General features: G+C 52.3%; 14 protein-coding genes and 1 tRNA gene. 5 read left to right on the top strand and 10 right to left on the bottom strand.

The window, feature by feature from the left end; all coding sequences use genetic code 11:
* Positions 1-89 precede the first annotated feature (89 nt).
* The 3 genes from rpsU (at position 90) to rpoD (ending at position 4,224) form a co-directional block, all read left to right on the top strand.
* A complete protein-coding gene (rpsU, locus tag AAEY27_RS03440) occupies positions 90-305 on the top strand; it encodes a 30S ribosomal protein S21 (protein ID WP_001144069.1) in 216 nt (71 codons plus the stop codon).
* 171 nt (positions 306-476) lie between these two features.
* Positions 477-2,222 (top strand): DNA primase, encoded by a 1,746-nt coding sequence (gene dnaG / locus AAEY27_RS03435; protein ID WP_342323523.1) that lies wholly within the window; start codon positions 477-479, stop codon positions 2,220-2,222.
* 157 nt (positions 2,223-2,379) lie between these two features.
* Entirely contained in the window at positions 2,380-4,224 is a 1,845-nt protein-coding gene (gene rpoD / locus AAEY27_RS03430; protein WP_342323522.1) for an RNA polymerase sigma factor RpoD, read from the top strand.
* A 60-nt stretch (positions 4,225-4,284) separates the two neighbouring features.
* Here rpoD and mug read toward each other — a convergent pair whose 3' ends face one another.
* A complete protein-coding gene (gene mug / locus AAEY27_RS03425) occupies positions 4,285-4,791 on the bottom strand; it encodes a G/U mismatch-specific DNA glycosylase (protein WP_342323521.1) in 507 nt (168 codons plus the stop codon).
* A 126-nt stretch (positions 4,792-4,917) separates the two neighbouring features.
* Here mug and AAEY27_RS03420 point away from each other — a divergent pair.
* Positions 4,918-4,993, top strand: a tRNA-Ile gene (locus tag AAEY27_RS03420).
* Between the two features lie 143 nt (positions 4,994-5,136).
* Here AAEY27_RS03420 and AAEY27_RS03415 read toward each other — a convergent pair.
* Entirely contained in the window at positions 5,137-5,355 is a 219-nt protein-coding gene (locus tag AAEY27_RS03415) for a DNA-binding transcriptional regulator (protein ID WP_342323520.1), read from the bottom strand.
* Between the two features lie 297 nt (positions 5,356-5,652).
* Complete coding sequence (locus AAEY27_RS03410; protein ID WP_342325451.1) at positions 5,653-6,105, bottom strand: toll/interleukin-1 receptor domain-containing protein; 453 nt, start codon at positions 6,103-6,105, stop codon at positions 5,653-5,655.
* 875 nt (positions 6,106-6,980) lie between these two features.
* Here AAEY27_RS03410 and AAEY27_RS03405 point away from each other — a divergent pair.
* Complete coding sequence (locus AAEY27_RS03405) at positions 6,981-7,922, top strand: hypothetical protein (protein ID WP_342323519.1); 942 nt, start codon at positions 6,981-6,983, stop codon at positions 7,920-7,922.
* 292 nt (positions 7,923-8,214) lie between these two features.
* Here AAEY27_RS03405 and AAEY27_RS03400 read toward each other — a convergent pair whose 3' ends face one another.
* The 7 genes from AAEY27_RS03400 to AAEY27_RS03370 form a co-directional block, all read right to left on the bottom strand.
* On the bottom strand, positions 8,215-9,363 hold the full coding sequence (locus tag AAEY27_RS03400; RefSeq protein WP_342323518.1) for a phage late control D family protein: 1,149 nt from the start codon (positions 9,361-9,363) through the stop codon (positions 8,215-8,217).
* Entirely contained in the window at positions 9,363-9,839 is a 477-nt protein-coding gene (locus tag AAEY27_RS03395; protein WP_342323517.1) for a phage tail protein, read from the bottom strand. Before AAEY27_RS03395 ends, AAEY27_RS03400 begins: the two co-directional genes overlap by 1 nt.
* A gap of 15 nt (positions 9,840-9,854) precedes the next feature.
* Positions 9,855-12,323 (bottom strand): phage tail tape measure protein, encoded by a 2,469-nt coding sequence (locus AAEY27_RS03390; RefSeq protein WP_342323516.1) that lies wholly within the window; start codon positions 12,321-12,323, stop codon positions 9,855-9,857.
* Positions 12,316-12,435, bottom strand: a complete 120-nt coding sequence (locus tag AAEY27_RS03385) for a GpE family phage tail protein (protein WP_071845836.1) — start codon at positions 12,433-12,435, stop codon at positions 12,316-12,318. Before AAEY27_RS03385 ends, AAEY27_RS03390 begins: the two co-directional genes overlap by 8 nt.
* 32 nt (positions 12,436-12,467) lie before the next feature.
* On the bottom strand, positions 12,468-12,743 hold the full coding sequence (locus AAEY27_RS03380; protein ID WP_342323515.1) for a phage tail assembly protein: 276 nt from the start codon (positions 12,741-12,743) through the stop codon (positions 12,468-12,470).
* Positions 12,744-12,804: 61 nt separating this feature from the next.
* On the bottom strand, positions 12,805-13,323 hold the full coding sequence (locus AAEY27_RS03375; RefSeq protein ID WP_342323514.1) for a phage major tail tube protein: 519 nt from the start codon (positions 13,321-13,323) through the stop codon (positions 12,805-12,807).
* 13 nt (positions 13,324-13,336) lie between these two features.
* Entirely contained in the window at positions 13,337-14,527 is a 1,191-nt protein-coding gene (locus AAEY27_RS03370) for a phage tail sheath protein (protein WP_342323513.1), read from the bottom strand.
* Positions 14,528-14,556 lie beyond the last annotated feature (29 nt).

The raw sequence follows: 14,556 nt of genomic DNA, 5'->3' as shown, positions 1-14,556 counted from the left end.
ACAGCACTTGCAGTAAAATTCCGCACCATTTTGAAATAAGCTGGCGTGAACGCCAGCGGCAAACCGAATTAATCAAAGGTGAGAGGCACATGCCGGTAATTAAAGTACGTGAAAACGAGCCGTTCGACGTAGCTCTGCGTCGCTTCAAGCGTTCCTGCGAAAAAGCAGGTGTTCTGGCGGAAGTTCGTCGTCGTGAGTTCTATGAAAAACCGACTACAGAACGTAAACGCGCTAAAGCATCGGCTGTGAAACGTCACGCGAAGAAACTGGCTCGCGAAAACGCACGCCGTACTCGTCTGTACTAATCCATTGAGGGCAACGCGCCCTCATGTGTAGACCGAGTTGTAGTTGTAAGGCCGTGCTTCCGAAAGGAATGCGCGGCTTATTTTCGTTTATAACCTGATATAACTTTTGGATTTTAAGCCGCATTGCGCTGGCCTGGAAAACAACAGTTATAAAAGATCAAAACGGGGCCTATGGCTGGACGAATCCCACGTGTTTTTATCAATGACCTGCTGGCGCGCACCGACATCGTCGATCTCATCGACGCGCGTGTAAAGCTGAAAAAGCAGGGCAAGAACTACCACGCGTGCTGTCCATTCCATAACGAAAAAACCCCCTCTTTCACCGTGAATGGTGAAAAACAGTTTTACCACTGCTTTGGTTGTGGCGCGCACGGTAACGCTCTCGACTTTTTAATGAACTACGACAAGCTCGAGTTCGTGGAAAGCGTCGAAGAGTTAGCGGCGATGCATAACCTGGAAGTGCCGTTCGAAGCAGGCAGCGGACCCAGCCTGATAGAGCGCCACCAACGGCAAACACTCTATCAATTGATGGACGGGCTGAACGCTTTTTATCAGCAATCTCTGAAAAATTCAGCCGCAGAACCTGCAAGAGAGTACCTCTCCAGGCGCGGTTTGAGCAGTGACATTATCACGCGATTCGCGATTGGTTATGCCCCTCCCGGCTGGGACAACGTGTTAAAACGTTTTGGCAACAACAGCGAAAACCGCAAGTCACTGATCGATGCAGGCATGCTGGTCACAAACGATCAAGGACGCAGTTACGATCGCTTCCGCGAGCGGGTTATGTTCCCTATTCGCGACAAGCGTGGCCGGGTGATTGGTTTTGGTGGGCGCGTGCTGGGCAACGATACCCCCAAATACCTGAACTCCCCGGAAACCGATATTTTTCATAAAGGCCGCCAGTTGTATGGCCTTTATGAAGCACAGCAGGACAACGATGAGCCGCAGCGGTTGCTTGTCGTCGAAGGTTATATGGACGTGGTGGCGCTGGCGCAATACGGCATCAACTATGCGGTCGCGTCGCTGGGCACATCAACCACGGCGGATCACATTCAGCTGCTATTCAGGGTGACGAAAAACGTCATCTGTTGTTATGACGGCGACCGTGCAGGCCGTGAAGCCGCATGGCGAGCACTGGAAACGGCGCTGCCTTATATGAGCGATGGTCGCCAGCTGCGCTTTATGTTCCTGCCGGATGGTGAAGATCCCGATACGCTAGTGCGTAAAGAGGGTAAAGAGGCGTTCGAAGCGCGGATGGAGCAGGCTCAGCCGCTCTCCACGTTTTTGTTTAACAGCCTTTTGCCGCAGGCGGACTTAACCACCCCGGATGGGACAACACAGCTTGCCGCGCTGGCGTTGCCATTAATCAACCAGGTGCCGGGTGAGACACTACGTATCCAGTTACGACAGTTGTTGGGGAACAAAATTGGCATTTTCGACGATGCACAACTTGATCGTTTAATGCCAAAGCAGGTGGAAAGCGCCTCGACGCGCCCCGCGCCCCAGCTAAAACGCACAACCATGCGTATACTGATAGGGTTATTGATCCAAAACCCGGAACTGGCGCCAAAGGTTCCGCCGCTTGCAGGGTTAGATCAATCCAGATTAGCCGGGCTTGGCTTATTTGCAGAACTGGTCAACACTTGTTTGGCACAGCCAGGTCTGACAACTGGGCAACTTTTGGAACATTATCGCGGCACAAATGAGGCCGCAACCCTTGAAAAACTGTCGACATGGGACGATATAGCAGATAAGGACATCGCTGAAAAAACGTTTACCGACGCGCTCAATCATATGTTTGATTCGATGCTTGAACGGCGACAAGAAGAGTTGATAGCTCGTGATCGCACACACGGTTTAAGCAGCGAAGAACGCCGGGAGCTCTGGCAGTTAAACCAGGAACTGGCGAAAAAGTAAATTCAACGGCTTAAGTGCCGATAACCGATCGGGTAGATCCCGACAGCCGCGATGAGGGTCAGCGGCAAAAATATAAATATACCCTCGCGTTAAATGTTGGCGGTTTATTTCGCTAACCGACACCAACCCTCATGAATTTAAGTGTGGATACCGTCTTATGGAGCAAAACCCGCAGTCACAGCTGAAGCTACTTGTCACCCGTGGTAAGGAGCAAGGCTATCTGACCTATGCCGAGGTCAATGACCATCTGCCGGAAGATATCGTCGACTCCGATCAGATCGAAGACATCATCCAAATGATCAACGACATGGGCATCCAGGTGATGGAAGAAGCACCCGATGCCGATGATCTGTTGCTGGCTGAAAACTCCAACAACACAGACGAAGACGCGGAAGAAGCTGCTGCGCAGGTGCTTTCCAGCGTTGAGTCTGAAATCGGACGTACTACCGACCCGGTGCGCATGTACATGCGCGAAATGGGCACCGTTGAACTGCTGACCCGTGAAGGCGAAATCGACATCGCCAAACGTATTGAAGACGGGATTAACCAGGTTCAGTGCTCTGTCGCCGAGTACCCGGAAGCGATCACCTATTTGCTGGAACAATATGACCGCGTTGAAGCTGAACAAGCTCGCCTGTCCGATTTGATCACCGGCTTTGTAGATCCTAACGCTGAAGAAGATATGGCACCGACGGCCACCCACGTCGGTTCTGAACTCTCCAGCGAAGAGATGGACGATGAGGAAGATGAAGAAGAAGACGACAGCGATGATGACAGCGACGATGACAACAGCATCGATCCTGAGCTGGCGCGTGAAAAATTCGGCGAACTGCGTACGCAGTACGAATTGACTCGCGACACGATCAAAGCCAAAGGACGCAGCCACGCTGCCGCGCAGGAAGAGATCCTCAAGCTGTCTGAAGTCTTCAAGCAATTCCGTCTGGTACCGAAGCAGTTCGATTACCTGGTTAACAGCATGCGCGTCATGATGGACCGTGTGCGTACCCAAGAACGCATCATCATGAAACTGTGCGTTGAACAGTGCAAAATGCCGAAGAAAAACTTCATTACGCTGTTTACCGGCAATGAAACCAGCGAAACCTGGTTCAACGCCGCGCTGGCCATGAACAAACCATGGTCTGAAAAGCTGAACGATGTAGCGGAAGAAGTTAAACGCGGCCTGATGAAGTTGCAGCAGATCGAAGAAGAAACCGGCCTGACCATTGAGCAGGTTAAAGATATAAACCGTCGTATGTCTATCGGCGAAGCGAAAGCGCGTCGTGCGAAGAAAGAGATGGTGGAAGCGAACTTGCGTCTGGTTATTTCTATCGCCAAGAAATACACCAACCGTGGTCTGCAATTCCTCGATCTGATTCAGGAAGGCAACATCGGTCTGATGAAAGCGGTAGATAAGTTCGAATACCGCCGTGGTTACAAATTCTCCACCTACGCAACCTGGTGGATCCGTCAGGCGATCACCCGCTCCATCGCGGATCAGGCGCGCACCATCCGTATTCCGGTGCATATGATTGAGACAATCAACAAGCTCAACCGTATTTCTCGCCAGATGCTGCAGGAAATGGGGCGTGAGCCGACGCCGGAAGAGCTGGCTGAGCGTATGCTGATGCCGGAAGATAAGATTCGTAAAGTGCTGAAAATCGCCAAAGAGCCAATCTCCATGGAAACACCGATTGGTGATGATGAAGATTCACATCTGGGCGATTTTATCGAGGATACCACCCTCGAACTGCCGCTGGACTCTGCAACCACCGAGAGCCTGCGAGCAGCAACGCACGACGTTCTGGCCGGCCTGACCGCGCGTGAAGCGAAAGTCCTGCGTATGCGTTTCGGTATTGATATGAACACCGATCACACACTGGAAGAAGTGGGTAAACAGTTCGATGTTACTCGCGAACGTATCCGTCAGATCGAAGCGAAGGCGCTGCGTAAACTGCGCCATCCGAGCCGTTCTGAAGTGCTGCGTAGCTTCCTCGACGATTAATCGTCACGCCATTAAAACGAAAAGCTCCCTCTTGGGAGCTTTTTTTTGGCCGCTGTTTATCTACAGACCGCGCGATACCAGCGCCTCATCCAGTTCCCGGTAAGCTTCAACCAGCTTATCCAGCGTCGCGCGGTTTAAGCCGCTGGGGTTGGGCAGCACCCAAATCTGCGTCACGCCGATGGCCATATGCTGTTTGCCCCACTTCACGCCCCGTACGCTGAAAGCCTGTTCAAATGCTTGCTTGCCGAGGATCGCCAGCGCAGCAGGCTGGTGCTCTTCTATCTTTTTAATGAGTTCCCTGCCCCCGGAACGTAACTCATGCAACCCGACTTCTGCCGCCTGCACCGTTGGACGCTCCACCAGCATGGTGATGCCACAGCGCGTATCCAGCAGATGACGCTCATCTTCCGGGCGCAGTTGTTGATCAGTAAAGCCAGCCTGATGAATCACTTTCCAGAAACGGTTACCCGGATGAGCAAAGTGAAACCCCGTGTGAGCAGAAGATTTCCCCGGATTGATACCACAAAACACCACTCGCAAGCCCGGTGCCAGAATATCGTGGATCATGTTTAACTCCCGATCGATAGCGATAAACTCAAGTATAAGAGATTGAAAATGCGTTGTTTATAAAAACAACAGCCGGGCGATTCATGCTGGATTGCAGGGGTAAGTTACTTTATAATTCCCGGCCACGGCCCCTTAGCTCAGTGGTTAGAGCAGGCGACTCATAATCGCTTGGTCGTTGGTTCAAACCCAACAGGGGCCACCAGATTTCCTTTGTAGTATCATCAAGTTATGCCACCGTTCGCGGTGGCTTTTTTGTTTCTAATTTTCAGAGTGGCGATAAAATGGCGGTGGATTTTTAGCTCACACCAGAAAAGGCCATAAAAAACCCGCTCAAGGCGGGTAATTTTACATCCATAACTGGCGCTGTCCGGTCTGGGTTGGGTGCGGTGGCGCAGGGTCAATTTTTCCGGGTGTCACGATATAACGCTCTATCGACTCCATCGTCACAAAGGTACAACTGCAATTGATGTTAGTGCATTGGTGATAGCGTTCTTTGGTGTTCTCGCTTAGGTAGCGACTGGTACGCGCATGCGCCGCATGCTTGCATTTTGGACAATGAAACATAGCTCACCCGATTTTCACTAAATGTGAATTTATGATATCTTTTTATTCACTTATTGAAAATATAAATTTATGCACTTAGATAGAATGGCATTCTAGGCGTACCACCTAAGATGCTTGATATGATTATCTAGCCGGACTGTTTTTAATGGTTAACAGTGCAGAAGCATTCACCGGTTATTAGCGAAGCGGACTATCAATTAGCGAATAGGGACTGCCTTAAACAATCCCCTTAACAAGTGTAAGCGTACATTCTTCAGACCACTGCCAAAGAATCTTATGACTACCCTGATAACTGAGTTAAACGGCGACAAGCTCAGCGATCTTTGTCGCGACAACTTCCATTGAATCTTCGCCAGTGTCTAAACCGCTTCGTGAAGCGAGTAAAGGGCTAACATTACGTAGAGCGCCATACGTCGTATTATGTACAATTGGAACTAGCTGGTTACCCGCCAATAACGCTGAAAGCTCCTTATCAGCTACGCCTTCTTTAGGGAGGCGGTTAAGTAGCGCAGGGGTCACCAATACTAATCCGATTCGCGAGTTCGCTAAGCCTTTGTCTATGGCACGCATCATAGGAACTCCAAGCCCAAGATCTTTCTCGCTAAACCAGACTTTGACGCCAGCAGCCTCGAGTAAATCGTGTAATTCTTTGGCTACCCCCTGCCGGTCATCCCACGCGTGGCATAGGAAAACGTCACGAAGATCGGGCTGCTCCGCTGCTCGAGTCTCCACAGTTTGTCGGATTGGCATGAGGGATTGTACTTGGGCGGGTGTGTAAGACACAGTCGAACCAGCTTTCGACCAACGTGGTCTTGAACTGCTGCTAGACCTACCGCCACTAGCTCCATAGCCTCCCCCAGTATTGCCCGACGAAGAGTAGGACGAGTCATAACTACCATAGCGGTAGTTGCTGCGGTAACTACTGCGATGTCGGCATGCCGGACAGGCTGCTGCTGCTGCTTCGGAGCTATGCCCGCGTACTGGCGCTGTACATCTAGCCATAAATTCATTCTCCCGTTTTAAATGGCATTTTCAAAGAAAAGGTTAAACAACTGGCGTATTCTGACAAGGCGAATAATAAGGAAAAAACTTTCTATAAAATGTGAGGAATGCCTTCTATCCTGTTTTAGTTGTTTAAATTCAATATGATCAAGAGTCACAATCCGCTTCTGGCACAAATTAATCTAACGAATGCCAACAGGCAGCCTTGAGCGAAAAGCGGGCATGACTAATAATAGAGTTAGAAATTTAATTGGATAAATGCAAGTTCACAGTAGCTATAACTTGTTTGAGCATCTTCATCCTGCATCTTGAAGTTTATTGGGTATAGTGTAGTGTTGTTACGAAAGATCAAGCAACTGCGTGGATTATATCTCATTTGCGTGCTGAGGGCGCAGTCATCCTAGATAGCTGCACTCTATGCCGCTACACTTGTCATTTATTAATATTTGGCAATTGTGTAAGCCAACACATCGTAAGTCCAATGTAACGCGGGCAGAAAGAGGAAACACCCTCAACGCTTTGTCCCACAAGATATAGTCAAAAGAGGAGCACTATCCTGATTAGCTATTCAGTAACTTAAGTCAAACCACCTTTAATTACTCGAAAATATAGGAGGGATTTCTATGTCTTCAAGAAGGCTTGTTTTTGCATTTTACGATCCTCATTGGGTTAGAGAAAGAGACCCTATACCTTTGCTAGTACAAACTCCTGTTACTGCATTGGAGTATGAAGATCTCATGATGAACAAATTATACTGCCCTCAATGCTATGAAAGTATAATTAGAGTCCCCTGCGATGAAAACAGAACCACTCTAAGTAATGGAACAGAAGCTTATTTTCGTCATGTTTTAAATGACAATCATCCTCCTTGCAATTTACGTAGTGGTCCAGTTGTTGGAAGAGCCTATGCTACTGAAGAGGACGCTAAAAAAGCGATTGAAGATGAAGAGTTTATAGTATTAACTGGATTCATGCAGGCAAAGCCAGAAAATAATCCTAGAGCAGATTGGGATGGTGAAGAAGATCCGGCAGAAACGCATTTTGAAGATGCTAACGGAAGGCCAGTTGATCTACCTGTAGCAAGGCACAAGGGTCAGGAATTTAGACTTCCAAGTAAAGTTTCCAGTGTTCAAGCCTTAGTTGTTAATTTTCTGAAAAATTATCATAGAGAAATAGTTTTGGTAAAAGACGACAATACAGTTTCAAGATTTCTCTTTTGCGATGCTCTAAAAGATGTCAATCTTATAAAAGATGAAGTAAGCACGCCATCATTCTATTTTGGTATAATTACTGATGTAAACGTTTGGGCAAGTCATAATACCATTTGGCTACACATTACTAATAAATCCAACCTACAGGATTTCCGAGTAAAAGTTAAGAATGAAGTTGCTGCGGATAGGGGGTGGACCAAAGAAAGAATAGTTGGAAGAGTAATTGTCTTCTACTCAATCATCCGAAGTGTTGGAACAGGTTATTGGACTCCGACTGACCTATGCTGGGGGGAGGTCGCCATTCTACCTAAAAAATATGATGACTTTATCCTAAAGACTCATAAATCCATATGAGTTATTTGAAGGAGCCTTGTCAAAGCAAGGCTCTAGAATGTGCATTGATAGTTGAAGTAATATCTATCACGACTCCCGTTAACGCTGAACAGCTCCCAGTTGGCTAACACAATATTCGTAACCAATAAGCGCATACCCTGAATCACTTAAAAGTGTAACTATCAGGGTGTGAATGACTATATCTGGCACATAGCTGGCAAGAGCCACACCTGATAAAATACCTCAAATGAACGTGTGGTATAGCCCAATATGCCATGTTGAGAAATAAACAATTCGCATCATGAATGTAATTCTAATCATCTCCGGCCTCATATTCGACATCAATAAGCCTCACCTCAAGCTCTAATCCCGTCGTATAGCCATTATTACTTAACGCATGAGTCACTTTAGTGATGATCCACGTCTGCTCGTCAATAATGCTTTTAAACCCAGACACCGCGACTGGCGTTTCGGGGTAGAGGTCAGCCCGCCCCAGCGCCAGGCTGATTGAAAACTCAGCTACGCCGCGCTGCAACTTGTCCCATTTCGCTTTAGCCGCCCGCATTGCCTGGGCTTTTGTGGCGTAAACCGTGGTAAGAGCGAATACGTTATCAGCCTCACCGACCATGTACTCACCCTCGCGGGCTTCCGGTACTTTAGCCTCTTTCTTTTTCGCTTTGGCTTTCGGGTGTTGCAATGCGCGCAGGTGCTGAACCTTTGGCTTACGCTTTACCTTCACCTTTTTTGGCTTCGGGTCTTTGGTATGCAGCCATTGCGCCGTAACGCCGGTGTAAGCCCCACGGTCAGCAATCGCAAATTGATGCCGGTCGCCGTCAGCACGGGTGATCGTGACCTGCGGGATGGGCTTACCGCTGGCAGTGAGCCCTTTACCGGCCTGGAGAAACAGCAACTTACCCGCCTTGACGGATACCTCGCCGCCGTTCCTGTCAGCCAGCCGCGTCAGGAATTTGGCGTCGGACTCCTGCGACTGGTCGATATGCGGAATAACAATCCGGGCAAGTTCCGGCGCGACAGCCGACTCAAGTTTGTTACGCGCTGCTATCGCCTCGATAATCATGCCGAGGGTTTTATCATGCCAGGACTCTTCCCGGCGGGAATTCAGCGTGCCACGAAAATCAGCACTACGGGCGCGGATGGTTACTGTATCCGGCGCGCCCCGGTGCTCCACCTCATCGACCGTGAAACGCCCTTTGTTGATGAGCGCCGAACCTTTCCACCCCAGCCAGAGCGTAAGCACTGCCCCGCGCACCGGCAGCACGACCAGCCCGTCGGCGTCATTGAGCTCAAGGTCGAGCTGGTCGGCTTGAAAACCCCGGTTATCGGTCATCGTCAGGCTGATGAGACGGGCGCTGATATTGCCAGTGATATCTTTGCTTTCGAGTTTCAGCATAAAGGCCGGGGTGAGCGTGCTCCCCGCTTCGCTGTAGAGTATTTCGGACATCAGAACCCCAGAGTGGACGTTAATTTCGTGGCGGCGTCTTTCGCCTTCCCGACAAGAGATTCGGCCTGTTTGTTCAGGTCGCCATAAACAGCGGCGAGCGATTCATCCACGCGCGTAAGTGCCAGGGTGAAACTGATTTTTCGCGGGGAGCCATCCGAGAAAAATTCCGCGCCGGTCTCGCTGATACTGTTGATAACGTACATCCCGTAAATCAGCCCGTTACCGGCAAGCAACGGCCAGGCGCGCCCCTCCTCCGCCATCTGCCTGACCGCCGTCAGGGTCAGCCGCCCGCCGGTCAATTCCGGGTAAAGCTCACCGCTGAGGGTGATTTTCTCCTCGCCGACGCCGAGAAACTGAAAGGCGTCACGCTTGCCGACGCGGTTATTTGACGGCCAGCGGTATTCCGCGTCGCGCTGCATACTCTGAAACGGCAGCGTCTGGCGCATGAAAACGAAAAACCCGAGTGCGAGCATCATCTCTTTTATTTCTCCTTATCCGTCGTGTCGCATGCTGGCGCGGTCACGGGCGCGCTTTTCCCGGTCTGCTTTTTCAACGGCATCCTGCAACTGGCGCCCGAGGTCGCCACCCGGCGCGCCGCCGTTGTTCAGCGTGATGTTGTAATTGCTCTGCCGGTTATCGACATAGGATTTACCGCCCGGAGCGGTGACCGGCTGGTAAGCGTTATAACCACCGTAAGTACTGGTTGCCGGAATATAAGCGCCACCGCCAGACACTGAGGTATTTGTCGCCCCGTCTTTTGCCGCGCTGGCTTTCGCGGCGGTCTGGTCAAGGTCGCTGGACTCTTTATTGATGACACCGAGCTTTTCCAGTACCCAGTCAATCCCCGCTTTCAGCTTGTTGAACGCCTTAAGCGGCAACATCAGGGAATCAGCAAGCGCCTGACCGAACCTGACCCCGGCATCACGGCATGAGTTGAGTTGCTCCTGAGAGGATTTCACCGGCTTAAGCAGGTTGCTGAACCAGTCCCACGCGGCCTTAAGCTTTTGCCCCAGCCAGTCGAACATCGGTTTCAGCGGTGCGAACATTTCCCCGACAGGAGCAAAGGCCGCTTTGAGCCCTTCAATCACTCCGCCGAAAAATACGGAGATCGGCTCCCAGTATTTGCGGATGAGCAACGCCCCGGCGACGATGGCCACACCGATAGCGACAATCGGCCAGGTAAGCGCACCGAGTACCGTCATGATCGCACCGCCGACCACGCTGAATACCGTTCCGAGTACACCGGCAATGGCGATGATGGCATTGATACCGCTGATAACCGGGAAAGCGACTAAGCCAATCGCGCCAACCAGACCAATAACCCCCACGGCAACCGCACCGACAGAGGTTAGCGTCTGTGCCAGCCCTTTATTTTTCTGGATCCAGCCGTCGAGCTTCAGCACATAGCCGGTGGCGGTCTGCACTAGTTTGCGAAGGGAGGACTCCTGCTGATCGAACAGGTCGGTTCCGACCGCCTCATAAGCCGACTGGAATTCTTTGAAGTCGCCGCCGAGGTTGTCCTGCATAACGTCGACGAGCTCCTGAGTTTTGCCGTCGGACGCTTTAAACGCGGCGGTTAGCTGGTCGAGCTTGCCGGTCGATGCAGCGGTCATCAGCACCTGCGCCGCCGAGCTGGCTTCCTCACCGAAGATGGTTTTCATGTACTCGGCGCGCTGGCCGGTGCCGAGTTTGTTTTTCTCAAAGCTCGCCTGTATCTCTTTGAGGATGGTGAATATCGGGCGGGTGTTACCCTTGCTGTCAGCCGTTTTAACGCCGAGTTCTTTAATCGCGGCGTAGGCCTGCCCCGTGGGTGCCTGTAAGCGGCTGAGCACCGCACGGCTCCCCGTACCCGCCATCGAACCGGTGATTTTGGCATCATGCAGCGCGCCAATCATGGCGGCGGTCTGCTCGATGCTCACCCCGGCATTTTTTGCCACCGGCGCGGCGTAGGTCAGCGCATCACTCAGGCCGTCAAAGTCGGCGGCGGTTTTGTTCATCGTCATCGAGAGAACATCCCCGATGTGCGCGACCTTATCGTTTGAAAGCTGGAACGCGGATTTCATCCCCATCAGCAAACCGGCGTTTTCTTCCATCGTGCGCCTGTTTGCCAGCGCCATGTTCAGCGTCACCGGCGTGGTTGCCTGAATGGCGGCCACATCCCCGCCACCTTTGGCAATGATGATTTGCGCGGCGGCGGCATCATCCGCCGAGGCAGCAGTGTTGTCGCCGAGCTGGCGAGCCTGTTTGCGCAGGGCGGCCATTTCAGCTGAGTCTTTTTTAACGCCGAGAACCGCCTGAAGCTCAGAGTTTTTCTGCGCAAAGTCGTACCCCGGCTTTAACAACGCCGTTCCGGCCAGCGTGGCGGTTGTCGCAATACCGACACCGGCAGCACCGACCGCCGCTGATTTACCGGCAAGCTCTTTTCCAGCCTGATAGCGTTGCTTAACGGCGCTCAGTTTTGCCTGTTGCGCACTGACCTTCGCCAGCGCCTCACGTTGACGGTTAAGCTGTGAGGTTGTTTCACCGATGCGGGATTTTAAACCGCGCTCATCATTCGCCAGATTACGCGTATTGATCCCCACAGCCGCCAGCTCACGTTGCTGGCGGCGCACTGACTCGGTGAGGCTGTTGGTTTTTATCTGTAACGCTTCCGCTGCGCGTTTCGCGGATTCCAGCACCTTAGCCTGAGCACGGGTTGGCCGTTCCGTATTCAGAAATTGTGTCGCAAGCGCTTCGGCCTCCCGCCTGGCTTTCTCCAGCGACTGACTGGTAACGGCAAGCTGCGCGCTGGTCTTGCGAAAGCCATCAATTTTTGATGCCTGACTGTTGAGCTCACGTAATGTGGTTTGCGTCGCCCGGATATCTCCGGCCAGCGCCTTGCTGGCCTTGTCGATGGATTTTAACGGGCGGGTCGCCTGGTCAACAGCCTTGAGCAATACCTGTAATTTCACATCACTCATTCGTGTTTCCGCTTCGCTGGAGCGCTTTTTCGCGCCATGTGATGAGCTCGGTCAGGCTCATGGGAAATAACTCGGATGGCGGCCAGTGGAAAATCACTGCGATATCCGCCATCAGGTCATCAACCGACAGATTTTTCGGGAAGGTTACTGCGCCGAACTCGGCGACAAAAAACCGATCACCTTACCGGCCAGCGCGACAAGGTCAGGCAGTTCCAGCGCGGCGACTTCCTGCTCGGTCAGTGACGGCGCGGTCACGCGGGGCAGCACTTTAATCAGCGCATCAACGTCTGAATTTGCCACCGCCGCCAGGCTGACACCGCGCAGCGTACCGGCGTTGGGTTTCATCAGCGTAATCTGGTCGATAACCTGCTCGCCGCGTTTGACGGGGGTTTCCAAGGTGATCACGTTTTCTTTGTTCATGGTGTTCTCTTCTTAATCGGGTTTCGGGGTTAACCGGCCAGCGCCGCTGACCGGGTGAAAATTACAGGCCGATATTGCGGCGGTGCTGCTCCAGGCGGTCGGTGCCATTCACCTTCTCAACCATGTTGAGGGTGTCGATTTCAACGAGCTCTTTGCCGTCCATCGTCAGGCGGAAATAGGTGCAGACGACCGAGATTTTCGATTCGGTGTCTTCACCCTGTTTGCCCTCGCCGGTGTCGATTTCTTTCTGGCGTCCACGCATGACCACTTCAACGGCGACCGTTTCGCCGGTGTCATCGCGCTGATAAGAACCGGCAAAACGCACCGGCACAGCATCGACACCGGTTGCGCCGTACAGCTCCCAGATAGCCGAATCGGGAAAGCCGCCGAGCGACCATTCCATCGACAGGGCATCATCATCGAGCCCCATATCGACCGGCGCGACGCCGTTCATCCCTGCCCCGCGATAGTTCTCCAGCTTGCGGGTCAGCTTCGGCAGCGTGATGGATTTGGCGACCCCCTGATAGCTGTAGCCATTCAGAAAGACATTCATAAATTTGAGCTTGCGCGGCATTGCCATTTAGTCAGGCTCCTTAATTGCTGTTGACGGCAGAGACCAGCGTCGCCAGATATTTATCGGTGATGCGCTGGCGCAGGGTCAGATTTTCCAGAGGGGGAACCGGCGTATAGTCATAATCGATATACAGTTTTCCGGCTTTGAGGGTTTCTTTGTCGTTGGCTTCTTCGTCGAACCAGCAGGTCGCATCCACGATATAGCCGTTGGTTTTCAGCTCGCGGAATTTGGCATTGATGCCATCGACAATGTCGCGGATAAGCGTCGCGGTGATCGGCTTGTCGACCGCCCACATATGCGCCTCGGCCATCGTGTCAGCGATAACCTGTGCGGTGCGGGTGTAGTTCTCAAACAGGAAAAGCGGGTCATCCGAACAGGTGCGGTTACCCCAGAAGCGAAAACCATCTTTGCGGATCAGCGTCGTGACCCCGGCCTCGTTAAGCAGGTCGGCATCGGTGCCCGGTTCCTGCAAATCCCAGAATACGGACGCGCTGATACCGGTGACGCCATTCACGCCGACGTTCGACAGGGTTTTATGCCAGCCGGTTGACTGGTCAATGTAAGCGCGCAGACCGAGCGCGCGGGCGGTGGCGTATGCCGTTGCGGTGGCACTGGTGACGGTATCCCAGGCGAGAAAGTCCGGCCAGATAACCATCAGCTCGCGCTGGCTGAAATTGTCGCGATACTTGATGGCGTCGGAAACGGTCTTACAGCCCCACGCGCTGACATAGCCAAAGGCGCGCAACTTCTGGCAAATGGGCGCAAGTGCCGTCGCCACTTCGAGGGTATCGAATCCCGGTACGCCGAGAATGCGGGGTTTAACGCCAGTGACCGCCTCGGCAGTTAACAGCGCTTTCAAACCGGTATATTTGCCGTTCTCGTCGGTGGTGCCGATGATGTTGGAAATGGTCTGCGCCAGCGCCTCCTCTGCATCGTCTCCCGTGCCTTCTTCGACGCGCACAACGACAATGACCGGTTTCGCCTGGTCAGCGATAGCCTGTAACGAGCTCGCCAGCGTGCCTTTTTTCCCGGCTTTTGCGATAGCGCTTTGCACGCTGGTAATCAGCACCGGCTCATTGAGGGGAAATGTCGCGGCATCGGCATCACTGGCGGTACAAACCATGCCGACGATGGCGGTCGAGACGGTGGAAATGACGCGCGTGCCGTCGTTGATTTCGACGACCTGCACGCCGTGATGATAATCACTCATCCGTTTAACTCCGTGGTATTGGGGTGAGT

It is taken from the genome of Kosakonia sp. BYX6 (assembly GCF_038449125.1).
GTDB classification, from domain to species: domain Bacteria; phylum Pseudomonadota; class Gammaproteobacteria; order Enterobacterales; family Enterobacteriaceae; genus Kosakonia; species Kosakonia calanthes.
The sequence above is the reverse complement of the archived record's forward strand: the minus strand, read 5'-3'. Positions and strand labels throughout refer to the sequence as shown.

Coding starts and splice junctions, on each gene's coding strand:
- AAEY27_RS03410 (WP_342325451.1), bottom strand. CDS start 6,105: ATGCCAATCCGACAAACTGTGGAGACTCGAGCAGCGGAGCAGCCCGAT.
- AAEY27_RS03400 (WP_342323518.1), bottom strand. CDS start 9,363: ATGTCCGAAATACTCTACAGCGAAGCGGGGAGCACGCTCACCCCGGCC.
- AAEY27_RS03375 (WP_342323514.1), bottom strand. CDS start 13,323: ATGGCAATGCCGCGCAAGCTCAAATTTATGAATGTCTTTCTGAATGGC.
- AAEY27_RS03415 (WP_342323520.1), bottom strand. CDS start 5,355: ATGTTTCATTGTCCAAAATGCAAGCATGCGGCGCATGCGCGTACCAGT.
- AAEY27_RS03390 (WP_342323516.1), bottom strand. CDS start 12,323: ATGAGTGATGTGAAATTACAGGTATTGCTCAAGGCTGTTGACCAGGCG.
- AAEY27_RS03380 (WP_342323515.1), bottom strand. CDS start 12,743: ATGAACAAAGAAAACGTGATCACCTTGGAAACCCCCGTCAAACGCGGC.
- AAEY27_RS03395 (WP_342323517.1), bottom strand. CDS start 9,839: ATGATGCTCGCACTCGGGTTTTTCGTTTTCATGCGCCAGACGCTGCCG.
- mug (WP_342323521.1), bottom strand. CDS start 4,791: ATGATCCACGATATTCTGGCACCGGGCTTGCGAGTGGTGTTTTGTGGT.
- AAEY27_RS03405 (WP_342323519.1), top strand. CDS start 6,981: ATGTCTTCAAGAAGGCTTGTTTTTGCATTTTACGATCCTCATTGGGTT.
- AAEY27_RS03385 (WP_071845836.1), bottom strand. CDS start 12,435: ATGGCGGATATCGCAGTGATTTTCCACTGGCCGCCATCCGAGTTATTT.
- dnaG (WP_342323523.1), top strand. CDS start 477: ATGGCTGGACGAATCCCACGTGTTTTTATCAATGACCTGCTGGCGCGC.
- rpoD (WP_342323522.1), top strand. CDS start 2,380: ATGGAGCAAAACCCGCAGTCACAGCTGAAGCTACTTGTCACCCGTGGT.
- rpsU (WP_001144069.1), top strand. CDS start 90: ATGCCGGTAATTAAAGTACGTGAAAACGAGCCGTTCGACGTAGCTCTG.
- AAEY27_RS03370 (WP_342323513.1), bottom strand. CDS start 14,527: ATGAGTGATTATCATCACGGCGTGCAGGTCGTCGAAATCAACGACGGC.